This window comes from Cecembia rubra (assembly GCF_003014575.1).
GTDB classification, from domain to species: Bacteria; Bacteroidota; Bacteroidia; order Cytophagales; family Cyclobacteriaceae; genus Cecembia_A; species Cecembia_A rubra.
Window position 1 is genome coordinate 48293 of record NZ_PYGF01000014.1, and the last position, 15505, is coordinate 63797.

At 35.1% G+C, this 15505-nt stretch carries 13 protein-coding genes; 3 read left to right on the top strand and 10 right to left on the bottom strand.

Annotation, left to right across the window (positions count from 1 at the left end; all coding sequences use genetic code 11):
* Position 1 precedes the first annotated feature (1 nt).
* The 9 genes from CLV48_RS18205 to CLV48_RS18245 all read right to left on the bottom strand — a co-directional run bounded on the left by CLV48_RS18205 (position 2) and on the right by CLV48_RS18245 (position 11450).
* Positions 2-2914 carry a type I restriction endonuclease subunit R gene (locus CLV48_RS18205; RefSeq protein ID WP_106568727.1) on the bottom strand — a complete coding sequence of 971 codons (2913 nt, stop codon included), beginning with the start codon at positions 2912-2914 and terminating at the stop codon, positions 2-4.
* Positions 2911-4269, bottom strand: coding sequence for a Shedu anti-phage system protein SduA domain-containing protein (locus CLV48_RS18210; RefSeq protein WP_106568728.1), 1359 nt, complete (start codon positions 4267-4269; stop codon positions 2911-2913). The genes CLV48_RS18205 and CLV48_RS18210 overlap by 4 nt, the downstream gene beginning before the upstream one ends.
* Complete coding sequence (locus CLV48_RS18215; RefSeq protein ID WP_106568729.1) at positions 4269-5498, bottom strand: restriction endonuclease subunit S; 1230 nt, start codon at positions 5496-5498, stop codon at positions 4269-4271. The genes CLV48_RS18210 and CLV48_RS18215 overlap by 1 nt, the downstream gene beginning before the upstream one ends.
* 2 nt (positions 5499-5500) lie before the next feature.
* Entirely contained in the window at positions 5501-7093 is a 1593-nt protein-coding gene (locus CLV48_RS18220) for a type I restriction-modification system subunit M (protein WP_106568730.1), read from the bottom strand.
* A gap of 478 nt (positions 7094-7571) precedes the next feature.
* Complete coding sequence (locus CLV48_RS18225; protein ID WP_146140122.1) at positions 7572-8132, bottom strand: hypothetical protein; 561 nt, start codon at positions 8130-8132, stop codon at positions 7572-7574.
* A 166-nt stretch (positions 8133-8298) separates the two neighbouring features.
* On the bottom strand, positions 8299-9270 hold the full coding sequence (locus CLV48_RS18230) for a COG2958 family protein (RefSeq protein WP_106568732.1): 972 nt from the start codon (positions 9268-9270) through the stop codon (positions 8299-8301).
* 652 nt (positions 9271-9922) lie between these two features.
* Positions 9923-10909 carry a type II toxin-antitoxin system HipA family toxin gene (locus CLV48_RS18235; protein WP_106568733.1) on the bottom strand — a complete coding sequence of 329 codons (987 nt, stop codon included), beginning with the start codon at positions 10907-10909 and terminating at the stop codon, positions 9923-9925.
* Positions 10909-11235 (bottom strand): HipA N-terminal domain-containing protein, encoded by a 327-nt coding sequence (locus tag CLV48_RS18240; protein WP_106568734.1) that lies wholly within the window; start codon positions 11233-11235, stop codon positions 10909-10911. The genes CLV48_RS18235 and CLV48_RS18240 overlap by 1 nt, the downstream gene beginning before the upstream one ends.
* Positions 11232-11450, bottom strand: a complete 219-nt coding sequence (locus tag CLV48_RS18245) for a helix-turn-helix domain-containing protein (RefSeq protein ID WP_106568735.1) — start codon at positions 11448-11450, stop codon at positions 11232-11234. Before CLV48_RS18245 ends, CLV48_RS18240 begins: the two co-directional genes overlap by 4 nt.
* 335 nt (positions 11451-11785) lie before the next feature.
* On the opposite strand from CLV48_RS18245, the gene CLV48_RS18250 reads away from it, so the two are divergent.
* A complete protein-coding gene (locus CLV48_RS18250) occupies positions 11786-12646 on the top strand; it encodes a HEPN domain-containing protein (protein WP_106568736.1) in 861 nt (286 codons plus the stop codon).
* A 5-nt stretch (positions 12647-12651) separates the two neighbouring features.
* Here CLV48_RS18250 and CLV48_RS18255 read toward each other — a convergent pair whose 3' ends face one another.
* Complete coding sequence (locus CLV48_RS18255; protein WP_106568737.1) at positions 12652-12873, bottom strand: helix-turn-helix domain-containing protein; 222 nt, start codon at positions 12871-12873, stop codon at positions 12652-12654.
* 118 nt (positions 12874-12991) lie between these two features.
* Between CLV48_RS18255 and CLV48_RS18260 the strand changes: the two genes are divergently transcribed.
* Together CLV48_RS18260 and CLV48_RS18265 are read left to right on the top strand one after the other, a co-directional pair.
* The gene (locus CLV48_RS18260; protein WP_146140123.1) at positions 12992-13234 is read left to right on the top strand and encodes a hypothetical protein; all 243 of its coding nucleotides are present in this window, start codon (positions 12992-12994) and stop codon (positions 13232-13234) included.
* A 615-nt stretch (positions 13235-13849) separates the two neighbouring features.
* Positions 13850-15493, top strand: a complete 1644-nt coding sequence (locus CLV48_RS18265) for a TlpA family protein disulfide reductase (RefSeq protein ID WP_106568739.1) — start codon at positions 13850-13852, stop codon at positions 15491-15493.
* The last annotated feature ends 12 nt before the right edge of the window (positions 15494-15505 follow it).

A 15505-nucleotide genomic window follows, 5' to 3' on the forward strand; every position in this document is an offset into this window, starting at 1 on the left:
ATTAATTCAAATTCATTCCGTTAATAAACGTCTCTACAAAATCAACAATACGTTTCAAAATTCTGTCGCCTAATTTTTTGCGTTGAAGTAAGCTTGGTTTTTCGCCTTCAATGAGTTCTAAAACTTCGTCACGGAGTGGCTCTCTTTCAGCAAAGAGATAATCTTCAATGAGTTTTTCTGTTTTCTCGGCTGATAGATTTTCTTCTTGTACGATTTTAGAAAATTCCTTTTGTTGTTCTTCGTTCCAAAACTGTTCAAATGCAGGTGTAATGTTGTCGGGGTCGCTGATGATTTGAAGATTCTCCAAAATGAATTTCTCTATGAGTTCTCGTTTGCTTCTTAGCGTTGCTTCCGTACTCAATAAGTTGAAAATCTCCTTTTCTGCTTTTGTCGTGTCTTTTTGAGTTTGTGATTTCAGTTTGATTAAAAGCTGGATGATGTATGAAACATTGATTTCATCACGGTGTATCAACTCCAATTCAAAGTCCACATCTTCCAAAATGGAAACTTTCTCCTTTTGATGGTTACTTTTTACTTTGTCGTATAAGTCAAGGTATTTGCTTTTAAAGTCCTCAAAAAGTTGTTCGTTCATTTTCAAATCTTCCCATTTGAAGTCTGAAAAGGCTGTGAGAATGTTTTTTATCCTCATTAAATCACGGAAGGCCTTAATGAAGTTCAGTTCATCATCTTCGGTTTCAAGGTCATTTACTGCGTCTGTTGTCGGTGTAACTTCTAATAGCTTTTCAAATGCTTCATCAAACTTGGCAACATAATCTTCATAAGGTTTCATTATGATAACCTCAATCGCTTCTTTGTTGCTGAATAGGGTAATGGCTTCGTCTGTTCGGTTTTTCAGGTTTCTGAAAACAACAATATTTCCCTGTGATTTCTGTTCGTTTAAAATTCTGTTAGTTCGGCTGAATGCTTGAATCAATCCGTGATATTTTAAGTTCTTGTCAACGTAAAGCGTGTTCACTTTCTTGGCATCAAATCCTGTCAGGAACATATTCACCACCAATAAAACATCAATGCGATTGTTTACATTTTCGGGTTGGCGTTCTCGGTCTTTCAGTTTCTTTGAAATATCGTTGTAGTAGTTGTAAAAATCCTCACTGGTTTTGGTGGAATATTTTACATCATACAATTGATTGTAGTCTTCAATAAATTCATCCAACTTCTCTCGGCTGTGGGCTTGCAAGCCATATAAAGCCCTTGGTTCTTCAACCACAGAAACTTCTTCGGGAATAAAGCCATTGGCATCTGCATCATCTTCATTGGCTGCATAGCTGAAAATAGTTGCAATATTTAGATTGTGTTCTCCTGCTAATTTTTTGCGTTTGAAAATGTCGTAGTAGCGAATCAATGACTTTACACTATCTACACAAAACATTGCTGAAAAATCTTTGCTATGCGTTTTTCGGTTGTGATTGTTGATGATGTAATCGGCAATTTTTTCTAATCGCTTTTCATCTTCCATCAACTCCTGTGTGTCAATGTCTTCAACCTCTATATCAATTTCGGTTGCTGTGTCTTTTTGCTTGTACCTGCCTACATATTCAACCGAAAATTTCAATACGTTTTCATCTTTTATGGCATCTGTAATTACGTATTTGTGCAAGCAATCTTCAAAAAGGTCTTTGGTGGTTCGTTTGCCCAATTCATTTTTATTGGCATTATCAGCAAAAATGGGTGTTCCTGTAAAACCGAACATTTGAGCATTATTGAAATACTCTTTTATCCTGTTGTGTGTTTCTCCAAACTGGCTTCGGTGGCACTCGTCAAAAATGAAAATGATTCGTTTGTCTTTCAAGTCTGCCATTTTCTTTTCGTACTTCAATTTACTGATGGCAGTATTGAGTTTCTGAATAGTGGTTACAATTAATTTGGTGTTTTTCGCTTCACCTTTTTTGTCTTTGTAAGTGCCAATAAATTGTTTTACCAAATTGGCGGTATTGTCTGTTCCGTCAATGCAACCATCACTAAAACTGTTGAACTCTTTTGTGGTTTGGTAGTCCAAATCTTTTCTGTCCACTACAAAAACAACTTTGTGAACTTCTGGGAAGTTCATCAAAATTTGACTGGCTTTAAAACTGGTTAAGGTCTTGCCCGAACCTGTTGTATGCCATATATATCCGTTTTTGTTGGAGTTTTTTACTCGGTCAATTAATGCTTCTACTGCATAGAATTGATACGGACGAAGTACCATTGGAATTTTATAGGCTTCATTGAGTACAATGTATTTGCAAATCATTTTACTGATGTGGCAAGGCTCTAAAAAAGCATCTGTAAAACCGTTGAGAATATTGGTCAATCGCTTGTTTTCAAAATCTGTCCAATAGAAAGTTTGCTTGAAACTTTGGTTTCGGTTGTTGGCGTAATACTTTGTATTTACTCCGTTGCTGATGATGAAAATCTGAACATATTGATACAAGGCGGAATTAGCACCAAATGAATGGCGTTGATAGCGATTGACTTGGTTAAAGGCTTCTTTGAGTTCTAAACCTCTGCGTTTGAGTTCAATTTGAACCAAGGGCAAACCGTTGATTAAAATCGTAACATCATAACGGTTTTTGTACTTGCCTTCTTGGGTTACTTGGTTGGTTACTTGGTATTGGTTTTGACACCAATGTTCTGTATTCAGAAATTCGAAATAGAGATTGTCTCCGTTATCTCTTACAATATGTTGTTTTTGGCGAAGTGTTTTTGATTTTTCAAAAACTGACCCTTTATTTAACAAGTTAAGCACCTTGTCAAATTCAGCATCTGAAAGCGAAATTTGATTATGCTTTTCTAATTGACTTTTAAGATTTGATAATAGCGCTTTTTCGTCTGCAATAGGAAAGTAAGCATAACCCAATTTTTGCAACTGGGCAATCAATTGTTCTTCTAATATTTGTTCGCTTTGTTTACTCATAAATCCAACTGCAATCTTGTTTTAGCGTGTCCTACTAATTCGCTATATGTAAGCACTTTAATGTTTTTGTAAGTATTTTTTAACTCCTTGTATGCCAATTTTCCGTTTGTTTCATATTGACCTTTTGAAATTTTTGCTTTTTGTGAAGCATTAAGATTTTCATATTGGGTGAAAATGGAATTAGAACTACCTATTATAATTGTTCCTGTAGGTCTAACAGATTCAACATCTAAATTATCGGCACCTATTTGTTCTTGAAGAAAATCTCTAATTTTTTTATTGTCAATTTTAAAGCTTTCATCATTGTCTCTATTGATTGTTGTGATGTATCTTTCGCATTGAGAAATTGCTGCTGCTAATGTTTTTGTTGGGTAAAACTTTTTTCTGCCAAAATCAAAATCCATTAATATTTCATCTGACCTTTTTAGTTCTACAAGTTCAATATCGCCTAAGTGGGTAATAAGAATTAAATCTAATTGAGAACGAGATAAATCACCGTGGTGAATAACATACTTGTTTGTATTAATCATTGCAGGCACACCAAAAAATGTATATTGACCATATTTAGTCAAAATCTTTTCCATCAAATCCTCAGGACCTTTAATTTGAATTTTAGGAAATCCGAAGTATGTATTTCCTATAGTTTTTGAATCAGCGGTAGTAATCTTTGATTTACTTAATATTTGTTCTTCAATGGTTGTTATCAACCAATCAACTTGTTTATTAATTTTTTTTTCAACTACAAGATTGATGTTTTCACCTGTTTCAAGATTTCCTGTAAGTTCTATTATATCAGCCTGTGATACTTGATTACTGGCGATTATCTCTTTTAGTACAAGGGAATAGTCTTTTTGTGCTTCAGCCTCATTCAATTCAATATCAAAATGATTTTTTAAATATGGTGCTACTCGATTTCTTATCCGAATATTTTTATCAATTCCTTCTTCTCTTGCTATTTTTTTATAATCCTCAAATAGTGATTTTGTTGTATAGAGTATCGGTGGTTCAACTTTGTTTACATTTGAAATGACTACCTTATTGAGGTCTTGGGCAGTAATGTTTTTCATAAAGCCTAAGAAAAATCCAAAGTTTTTATCAGGTTTTGAACTAGATGAACTAATAAGGGAAAGATTTTCACGGTTCAATTCAATTTTTACTGTGTAATCTCTTGTATAAAAGCGGTCGATTCCGTCATAGGTATATCCATTTTCGGTGTATTCAACAAAATTTTGATTATACTTTATTAGAATCTTATTACCTGCTTTAAGGCTACGATTTGTCAATGACATATTGCCATTGATACACCTATTAAGTTTGGTTTTTAATAATTCTATTGGTTCTTTTTTAACAGCCATTAGCAGAATAATTTACTTAACAATGCCTTTTTAAAGTTTCTAGTTTCTTCCAATTGCTCGTTTACCAAAGCAATTTGTTTGCTTATCTCATTGAGAAATGAAGCTATCTTTTCTTGTTCTTTTATGTGAGGATAGGGTAAAGGAAGTTTCTCAAAGTCTTCATTGGTAATATTCATTCTATCGTGCCTTACTCCATAATTAGCAATCCCTCTCATATATTTAAACCAAAATGAAGTTTGGAAATAATGCTCATAAAAGCATAAGTTTCCGCTTTTAGGTTTCAAAACTGTATACAGTGGAGACATAACTCCTTTTACTAAATGATTTCTTTTTAATGGACCAACTGGAGCAGAAACGGAAATTCTTGGGTTGTAAACAAAATCATCAACCTCAACAATATAATATCCTTCAAGATTATTTTGATTTGCTATGTCTTTGTCAAAGTAATCACCTTGCGAAATAATCCCTCTTGTTGCAGAGTTGGTGAGTACATTTTTAATTAAACTCCCTTTGTTTTTAATTGATTTCCTTGAAAAAACATCTTTTAATTTCTTTATTTCCCACTCTGGAAAATCCTTTCCATTTTCATCTTTAAAGCGGAGTTTTTGGGAGAATAATTTTTGCGTAATTCCTTTTTTGTACAGCTCTAAATTTTCTTTTTTCTCTTTGAGTTGAGCAATGCGTTTGTCAATCTGAATTAAAGAATCGGATATCTTTTTCTGTTCATCTTTTTGAGATGGAAGGTAAATTTTTCCGCTCAAAAGATAGTCCGCATCTGCTGTAATGTACCTATCCCCAACCAAAACATACTTTCTTAAAAAATTATTTGCTCTGTTTAAATGACTGAAATAACAGTCAATAAACTTTGGAAAGACATTTTCTTTAACCTTAAAAGTATAGTAAAGCGTAGATAACAAACCGTCTTTGTAGTCATTTACTTTGAATAAACCATAAGGATAACTTGCACTAATACTTTTGCCATAAACCAAATCATTTAGCCTTGTTTTCTTGTAGCTAAGGTGATTAACATTACTGTAAGTCTCTTCAAGAAGTTCTTTTCTACTGACTATTCCATAATGTGAGGACAAAGACAAGATTTCATCAAGGCTAAATTCTTCATCTTTGTTTGTCTCGGAATATCTTGTTAAAAAATCGGATAGTTTACATTCTTTCCAATCCTCTTTAAATTCAGGAAATCGCAAGACTGGTTTTGTTCTTGTACTTCTCATAATTAAAAGGGCGTTGAAATATTAAGTTCTTTACAAAATTTAGCTATCTCGCTTTCGGTTGTTTTGATGTCTTTCTCCAAGTCAACCAACTTGTTTGAAACTGCATCTAAATCAATCTCTTCTTCCTCCTCAAAAGTATCTACATAACGAGGAATGTTCAAGTTGTAATCATTTTCACGAATCTGTTCAAGCGAAGCAACAAAACTGTATTTATCTTCTGTTATCCTGTTTTGATAGGTGTTTATGATTTTATTAATGTCCTCTTGTCGTAAATAGTTTTGAGTTCCTTTTGCGAAGTGTTGGCTGGCATCTATAAAAACTACATCTTTAGGGTTTTCTCTACATTTCTTGAAAACCATTATACAAGTTGGTATGTCTGTTCCAAAAAATATTTTTTCAGGCAATCCAATTACTGCATCTAAATAGTTTTTGTTTTCAATGAGGAATTTGCGAATGTGTTGTTCTGCACCACCTCTGAACAATGCACCGTGTGGCAATACAATTGCCATAGTTCCATTTTCAGCCAAATGGTAAATCATATGTTGAACAAAGGCAAAATCAGCTTTGCTTGCTGGTGCTAATTTTCCGTATTGGCTAAAGCGGTCATCACTTGTAAAAATAGGGTTCGCACTCCATTTGGCAGAGAAAGGCGGATTGGCAACAATGGCTTCAAAAGGTAAATCGTCAATGTGTTGCGGATACTCCAATGTATCTTCTTGCTTAATGTCAAATTGACGATAATGCACACCGTGCAGAATCATATTCATTCGGGCAAGGTTGTATGTTGTACGATTCATTTCTTGTCCATAAAACATTGCTACGTCTTTAACTTCTCGGGCTACACGCAACAACAAAGAGCCTGAACCACAAGTAGGGTCGTAAACTGATTTTAGTTTTTGCTTGCCTGTGGTAACAATCTTTGCCAATATTTTAGAAACTTCCTGTGGTGTATAAAATTCACCTGCTTTTTTACCTGCACCGCTGGCAAATTGCCCAATTAAATATTCGTAAGCATCACCCAAAACATCTAGTTCCGTGTTTTCCAACTTGAAATCAATCTTGTCAAGGTGAGTTAGCACCTTTGCAATTATTGTATTTCTTGCTTCGGGTGTTTTACCGAGTTTGGTACTGTTCAAGTCCATATCTTCAAAGAGATTATCAAAGTCCTCTTCGCTTTCAGTACCCATTGTACTCAATTGGATGTTGGTCAGTATTTTTTGAAGGTCTTCAAGTATGAAGTTTGTTTTGCTTTCGTCAAATTGGTCAATGTCTTCGTTGTTGCCCATTCCTCTTTTAGCCACTTCGGTAAAGAGTTCTTCGGGTCTAAGGAAGTAGCCCAATTTCTCCAAAGCTTCTTCTTTAATAGCTTCTAAAAAGTCGTTGGCTTGTGCTGTTTTTGGTGTTATTTCACGAAACTTGATTTTGTCTTGTTTCAAGATGTCGTTAGCGAAAATTTCCATTTTCTCGCTCAGATATTTGTAGAAAATGAAGCCTAAGATATAGTCACGGAACTCGTCCGCATTCATTTTGCCTCTCAGCGTATTGGCTATATTCCAAAGTTGTTGTTCTAATACTCGTTTTTGGTCTTCACTCATTTAAAATTCTCTTTATTTATTGGTTCGCTAAATTACTTTTTATTGTTGGTCTTTCTGTCCGTGCGTTGGCTAAAAAAATGGCTCTTTTGGTTTTTTGAGCGTTGGCTCGTGTGTTGGAAAAAACCAAATGTGACATTTGTGCGGTGGCAATAGAAATTCAATTTTTTTTGTGCGTTGGGGAAAAAATTAAAACACAGAAGGGTAGGCAATGAGTGTCGGCTTACTCGTTGTCCGTTTGTTGTATCGTTCTTATGTCCGTGTTCACCTGTCAAAATGGTTTACTTTTTCTCTGTTTTTAGTCGTCTGTTTGTTGTTGTCGGGTTGTCCTTTACACTTGCTGCCAACGTTTTGCGGCTTGGCGTAGTGGCGGATTTTTAGCACAAAAGTTCAATCGAAGAACTACACTTGAACTTAGCACAAAACTGTCATACGAAGCACTGCACCCGCCATTACGCCAAACCGCTGTTAACAGCCGTTTTTATTTGAATAATTCTTTAAATACATTTCTTTTCTTTTCATCAAATAATTCTCTGACAGAAACTTTTTTATCTTGCTTAATCCAACTGTTATTTTTCAATTTAAAAATGTATCCATAGAAATTATTGTCTGCGTCAACTTTTAAGTTATCATATTGATATTTTTGATGGAAAAAGGAATTTCCTTTTGAACTTTTAGAAATATATAATAAGACATATTCAGATTTTTCAAAATCTGGTCTTCCATAATGATCATATGCAACAAATTCAACGGTGTCATTCTCAACACGATTATAAACATTCTTGAGAACTAAATATTTACAACGAAAACCAGAATCCATTATATATGATTTTCTTACGATTTTCTCTCCAGTTAAACTATCAGTAGATATTACTTCTTTTTCTTCAGCATTTGGATCGAACTGTGTTACGGATATTTTCTTGCCAACAAAAGCAAAAAGATTTACATTTTTATCCTCAGAATAGAAATTGTCTGTCATTTTCTTTGCAGAAGAACAACTGATTAGAATACATACTAAAATTGTAACGAAATATTTCTTCATATTACGGAATTCCAAAATGGCTGTTAACGTTTTCGGGCTTTGCGTTCGGGCGGGTTTCGGAGCACAAAACTGTCAACCTGCACTAAATTTGAATAGAAGCACAAAGCCCCAAGTTTGCACGTCACCCCGCCTGACGCAAAACCCGTGTTATAGCCAGTGGTTCTTGTCATTCTTGCTCTGTCGGTATATGTTTTTCTTTACAATATTTTTCTACTTCTGTGTCGTTTGCAAAATACTCGTCACAAAATTCGTCAAGCTCTTTTTCTGCACCTGAAACATATTTTTCACTGGCTGTCATTAGCTTTTCTGTCTGCTCAATAAATTTTTCAAATTCCTTATTGATTTTGCAGAGTTTGTCAATGGTCTTAAAGTCCAAGTCACGATACACGGCAGGAAAAAGAATTTTGCTTTGATAAGGATTAGCGTTCAATTCAATTATACCTATTCCAAATGATTGGTTAAGTCTTGCCATTTCTTCGTTTAAACTGTCGCTGAACTCAAAGGCAACTAAATAACCGTAGTTTGCCCAACTTGAATTTGAAACTGCCTGAAAGAATGCTTTTTTAAGTTCACTGTCGCTGTTGATTTCCTTTTTCAATTCGTAAGAACTCATTTTGAAAGTGTCAACACGATTAATTGATTTTAAAAAGTTTTGACTGGCTTTGGTCTGCAAGTTCAAAAACTTAATTCCAACCATATCTGGGTGTGTCCAAATTTGGTTATTGTCTTTGCCGTTTGATTGCTCGTGAAAAATTGTCTTAGAGTAAGTTCCTGTGTTTTTTAAATAGCTGCTTAACAGTTTATGCAAGTCTCTCTCATCAAATGTTTTCGCTTTGTCAACCTTAGTAACTTTTGTTGTTTGAGTTTCTGTCGCACCGCTTAAAATGTCTATTCCAATATTTTGTTCATTTTTTGTCAAGTAGTAGGAGTAAGTCCCGCCTTCTTGTTTTATTCGTTTTACTCTAGTATCACCGTTACGAATAAAGTCGCCCAGCAATGCAGAAATTGTTGAAGCCGGAGTTTTAGCTGTACCGAAGTCGTAATAATTGTTTTTAACGATATGGTTGTAAATGTCCATATACGTTGTCAAGTCGTTGATTTCATCAAGGCTTTTTAAAATCGCTTCTTTTATTGTCATTGTCTGCTTGTTTTTATGTTACGGTTCGGTCGTCCTACCATTGGCTATAACTTACTTATTACAACGTATTTATACCACCAAGCCTTCAATTCTTGCTGGCTTGATACTACAATTGCATTGTTTATTAAAACTAATGTTTTTTATAAATCATTATAAGGAGATCTTACTTCTGAGAATATTTACAACTCTTTAGATGTAACTAAAATCCCTCTTCCAAACCTACCAAATCCCTCTAAACTAAAAAATCCCCTATACAGGGTATTTTTTACGTTCATTATTCAATTTCAACCTAAAATTTACGATTTTAGGTGTCTTATTCAAATTTTTAGCCTTATGAAATGGGATTATACTTGCAAAGACTGTGGTGTTAATACTAGGAAAGGAAAGGAAAGGTGAATTTCTATTCAGTGACAGATGAACTCTGGAAAAAGTATGGTGTAGGGAAGGAGTTGGTTCAAGTGTCAATGAAAATGACCGGAGAAAACCAGTCCTTCAGTAGATGAACTTCCATGCAACAAGGCGCCTTAAGCCATGGTTTCGCTATAGTAAATTCAATATAATCTTTAAAGATTACTTGTCATTTAAGACTGTACCTCGACTACCACTAGTACTTGGTAGTATTGTAGATCAACCTCTGAATGAACATCATATTTCATGCTTTAGTCAGTTGCTTTAAACGTCCTTGAAACGATTGGTAATAATTTCTTTTAGTTGAATCATTCAGAAAAGAAGCAGCCACCATTTTTTCAACTAAATCTGATTTGTTAATCATCAATGCCATAATATCCTGAAAAGTCTTTTCACTGATTTCTGCTTTCTCTGCTAGTTTAGCAAATTGTAAACCGATTTTGCCTTGGGCTAGATTTCTGGGCAATAGACCATCATCTAATGCAAAGTCTTTATCTTCTATATGGATACGGCTATTTAGTAAGTCATAAGCCGGGCTCAGTCGATAATCTCCAAAAGGTGTTTCTAGTATAGAGAAATTTTTAAAGTGTGCATCTCCATTTGAAAAAAGATAATTAAATATAAGTATTCTTAAAAGTTTTGGCGCTTCTATCTTGTAAGTTGTTAAATAGTTACGCATTAATTCAAATATATCTAAATAATTCCCGAGATACTTGTAATGTTCTCCATGGGTTTGTGGGGTTCTTTTTGCTAAGGAGGCAAAGTCATCTTGAGCTAATTTTGAACCATCATCTTTTACATCAAATCTTTTTGTGATGTATGCAGGTGTGCCATCTTTAAAAAATATCAGCGCATTTTCTGCAGTCTCTATTCCATAAACCTGACGGGCAATTTGCATGGTTAAATGCTCATTGGCAGGCATTTGATCTGGCTTTTTACCGGCACCTGGAATTGGTTTCAGAATATAAGTGCCTTGTTCATTTTCATTAATAAGCCTTATCTTGTTTTTGTCAAGCAATACAGAGTATTTTTCTTGTACACCTGATATTGACATGCGGTTTCGATTCTCATCAAACAGAAGATCAGTTTCGGGGTTGGATGTTGGCGAATAGTAAGGCAAAACATGATGCACCTTCTTGGCCTGAAAAACTCTTTTTAAAGCTGTTCTGCTATATGTATTAAAACCTTCAGATAATGTTCCGGGACAATATTTAATTTCTGGCAAACTCATTAATTATCCAGTTTAATAATTCTTACGGCACCTATGGTGTCATTTTTTGCAGTAGTCATCAACAATCCGAAATAATCCTCACTGTCAATTCTATTGAGTTTGCATACCACTTGCTTATTAGAACCTTCAGGAAGCATGTTGTAAAAAAATGGAAACAGGTATTTAGAATGAAATTCTTTTTCATTTTTAGGTAAAGTTAGACTGATGCTTTGCCTGTCGTTATTGGTTACCCAGTCTTCGTGATAACGAAATGTAAAAGAACCATCATCGTGTTGGGTCAAGATACCCGATTCTTCATTCTTGAATAATACTTTGGCTTTTCTCATTTAGTATGCTTCACGTTTTTAATTTTTAGGCAAACCTCCATGCCCAACACATCAGATATCTTTTGCAATGTTGACAGCGTAGGATTTCCTTTTCCGCTTTCAAACTGTTTTAATGTTCTCAACCCAACACCTGATAATGCTGCCAACCCCTCCTGAGTTACTTGTAGCGCTTCCCTACGTTTTTTTATGGTTTTTATTAACTCTAACAAGTGCATTATAAAGCATTATTTTATGCAAATATAATACTAATATTTAAAAATTCAATATAAAGAGCTATAAAATGCACTATATTTTACATACCTTGGTCTTTATTATGTAATTACATTAAAAGGTGCATCTTAGAGCACTATTTATTTGATAATGAGCATTTTTTCTGTTTTTGCAGTATTTTAACTAACCCAACCCAATCCCCTCAATTCGAGCTAAATTCAAATAATAAAACTTTGAAATGGAGTTCAACCTCCATTCAATTAAATTATCCTTGAAGCTTCCAAATCAATTTGACCAACCAGGCAATAATTGCTACATTTATATTTTAGTTTAAAAGAACATGCCAACCAACCCATTAAGCCATTTACCCAAATCAAAGCAGGATGAGATAAATGCCATCCTTGAAATCATAAAGGAGGAGGCAGATCCTACTAAAGTGATTCTATTTGGAAGCCATGCTACTGGTAAGTGGGTAGATTCAACACTTCAGCATGATGGCATCACTTTAACTTATGAAAGCGATTATGATTTTTTGGTGGTAACCAAAAAGAAAACTGAAAAAGAGCAAGCCATCATAAGCCACATAGAAAACAAATGCAACGAAGAGCTTAAAGGAATTACAAGCATACTCGTTCACAGCATTGATTATATCAATACAGGCCTAAGCTATGGCCAGTATTTTTTTATCCGAATACTATCAGAAGGTATAACCCTCTTCGATGATGAAAAATTCGATTTTTTAAAACCACATAAACTCAGCAAGGAAGAACTTAAAACCAGATCACAAAATTATTTCGACATATGGTTTCCAATGGGAAATGAATTTCTTATTGATGCCGAAAATGCTTTTGATAGAGGGAGTTATAGGAAATCATTATTTGAGCAACACCAAGCAGTAGAAAACTTTTATGCAACAGTTATGCTGGTATTTTCAGGATATAAACCGACTGTTCATAACCTTAATAAATTAAGGAAATATGCCAAACACTTAGATTATGGATTATACAATCTCTTTTTATCACCGCCAGATGATGAAGAGGAATATAGGTTGTTTGAATTACTACGCAAAGGTTATGTGGAAGCGAGGTACAGTAGGGATTTTGACATTTCAGAAGATGATTGCTTTAAACTTTTAGAGAAAGTTAGAAAAATGAAAATGTTGGTGTTTGAAATTTGTCAAGAAAAAATAAGTACCTATTAAATTTTTTAAAAATTATAGATATCCTCAATGTCTATCTTTAATGCCTTTGAAATTTGCCATATATAAAATGCCGATGGATTAACCTTCCCATTTTCCAATCTACTAATATCTTGATAGTCTTTATTTATTAATGAACCCAATTGTGGCTGGGTTAAACCTTTAGATTTTCTAATCTCTTTAATTCGATTACCTAATTTTACTCTAAATTCTATTAAATCCTCCTCCATAAGATAAAAATGAGGATTATTGAAAAAATAAAACTAAACATATTTGTTTTGTTTTTACATTTTAATATATTTGACCCACATCCTCAATGTTAGGTCTGAGAAGCCAAACAATAAAAGGATGCAAAAACATTTAAAACTGTTCCAAAAGAAGGGCACAGCCTCTTTTCAATTAGGCTTGGGTGACTTCTCAGACCTCAGCAATGAGTGTAAGAGGTCTGTGCCCAGGATTTTTGGCCACAGTAACTTCCTCCATAACTTAAATGCCAAAGTATTCCTTTTTGAGATTGGTTTCCAGTACCTAACAAGAGGATTGACTGCTTTCGAAATTCTTTTTGAACGAAAGCCAAAGAACCCTATTTGAACTTATTGTTTTGCAAGGCAGGCAACATCAATCAACCCCAAGTTGATACAAAATCCTTTCAGTCTGTCTAAACGGTATCGGGTCTACTGCAGTGACTCCGGTCTTCCATTCAAATCCTATTTCCTGTTACAAAAGCTAGATTTAGCAAGGGTTAGATCCTCTATTGGGTAAATCTCCGCTTCAATCTTATGCTTTTCAACAATGTTTTGCTGCATGAAAAAATTCATACAATCATGCTTCCTGGGACTGCCATGTCTTTTGGGGAATTAGGAATGATGAATGATGAGTGATGTATTTAGAATGAAGAATGAGTTTCCTTCATAGCAGCCAGCTAGGACAAGAAATAAAAAACCATAAACCCAGCACCATGAACTCACTTACAACCACTGCAATCATAGGATTGCTATTTGACGACAGCTGAAAAGTTGCCTGTCACCCCCACAGGACCCACACCGCGTCTTTTCTCATAAAGGTGAAACGAATCAATAGACCCAAATGTAGCTAACGGATACACAGAAGGTGACGGTACTACAGCGGTGCGGGCCGGGTAGAAGCAAAAAGCCCTGGTAGTGCTTTTTGGCCCGGGGCCGGAAGGATAGCCAAGCATTTTTTACGATGAAACTCGAGAATGCTTCCCCTTCCGGCTTCCTTTATTTCAAATTCCCAATTATCCAACAAGAACCCAAGTATATGAGAAAAATCATCATTTCAATTTATTTTATTCTAAACAGCATGCCATTGTTCTCCCAGACCAGTGAAACCCCTCCTGTCCCGGTAGTGATTTATGGGGAGATTCATTCTCCATTTGAATACAAGGAACTGGAAGCACAGCTATTTGAAAACTTCCTCTGGTATAATCCAACAAAGCTTGAGCATATATCAACTACCATTCCTTTGCGGAACCCTACCATGGTCCAAAGGAATCCCAAGTCAACTTATTTCAGATGGGTGTCACCTCCCATCCACAGCCCTGGCTATCTGACTTTGAAATCAGATTCGCATTACCTGATGCAGGACTTTTTGGTATCCCCAGGGGACAGTGTCATGATCTTCTTTGATGATTTTACTAAAAACATATTCTTTTCAGGTAAGTCTGCTGGTGCTTATGAATTTCAAGCAAAACAGACCAGAAAAAGCAAATTAGAACAGTTTGAATCAGGACTAATTATCAACAATCCCAATCCTGAAGAATTTATAAAAAAAGGAAGATTTTCTGCACTCCTTGAGGAGTTTGGTTCACAATACGGAAGGAGTTTTGAGGTTATCCCCTATGATCCATTTCTCCAGATTAAAAAACTGCGACAAAGAATACGTGAATTGGAAAATCACCTAATTCAGGATTTTGATACATCTGAATTGAATATTGATAAGTACATATTAGACATCATTAAGGGTAACTATCTGGGTTTAGACCTCTACAAAATCTATAATCAGTTCAGGTTTGCATACAACTCAGCTGCCTCGTCAAACAATAGCATAGTTTTGGATAGCTTGTCCCAATTTTACAAAAAAGAACTTCCGCATCCAAAATCATTTGATTTTCCTGAAAACTCACTTTACCACGGATCCCAGCTTCATATTGCAGTAATTGAATTTGGACTTATATCAGCTAGGATTGAAAATATTCCAATAAGGAAATGGATAAAACAAAATTTTATAGGACCTGAAAAAGACAAACTCCTTGGATATTACCTGATCAGGTATTCTAGTGAAATTCAGAATCCGGAAAAAGAGTTTGCTGCTGAGCTTCCTTTCATAGAAACTCCCTGGATTTCTTCCCTTTTGGAAGATTATGTCAATAAAACACAACATTCCGCATCCTTGGCCCCTTTGGAATTTTCCACACCTGAAAACAAAAAATCAAACCTTTCATCAGTTGCCTGGGACGGAAAACTACTGTTCCTTGATTTCTGGTTTACCGGGTGCGGGGCATGTGTGATTTTCTATAGGGACATCCTTTCTCAACTGGAAGAAGAATTCGGACATCAGGTTTCCTTTGTCTCAATTTCTACCGATAAGGACTCGGAACTGTGGACCAACAGTCTGAAATCTGGCAAATACACTTCAGATAAGGCAATAAATTTTTATGCAGGTCCTGACCATGAAATTCTTAGAATATTTCAGGTTTCAACATTCCCCAGACAGATTCTTTTGGGACCTGATCTGAAGCTTATCCAGAGTGGTGGATTCCCCTCCACACTGGAGGAGTGGCGGACACTCCTTAAAATGAACCTGGATTCTCTGGACAAAACCGAATAATCATTTAACCCA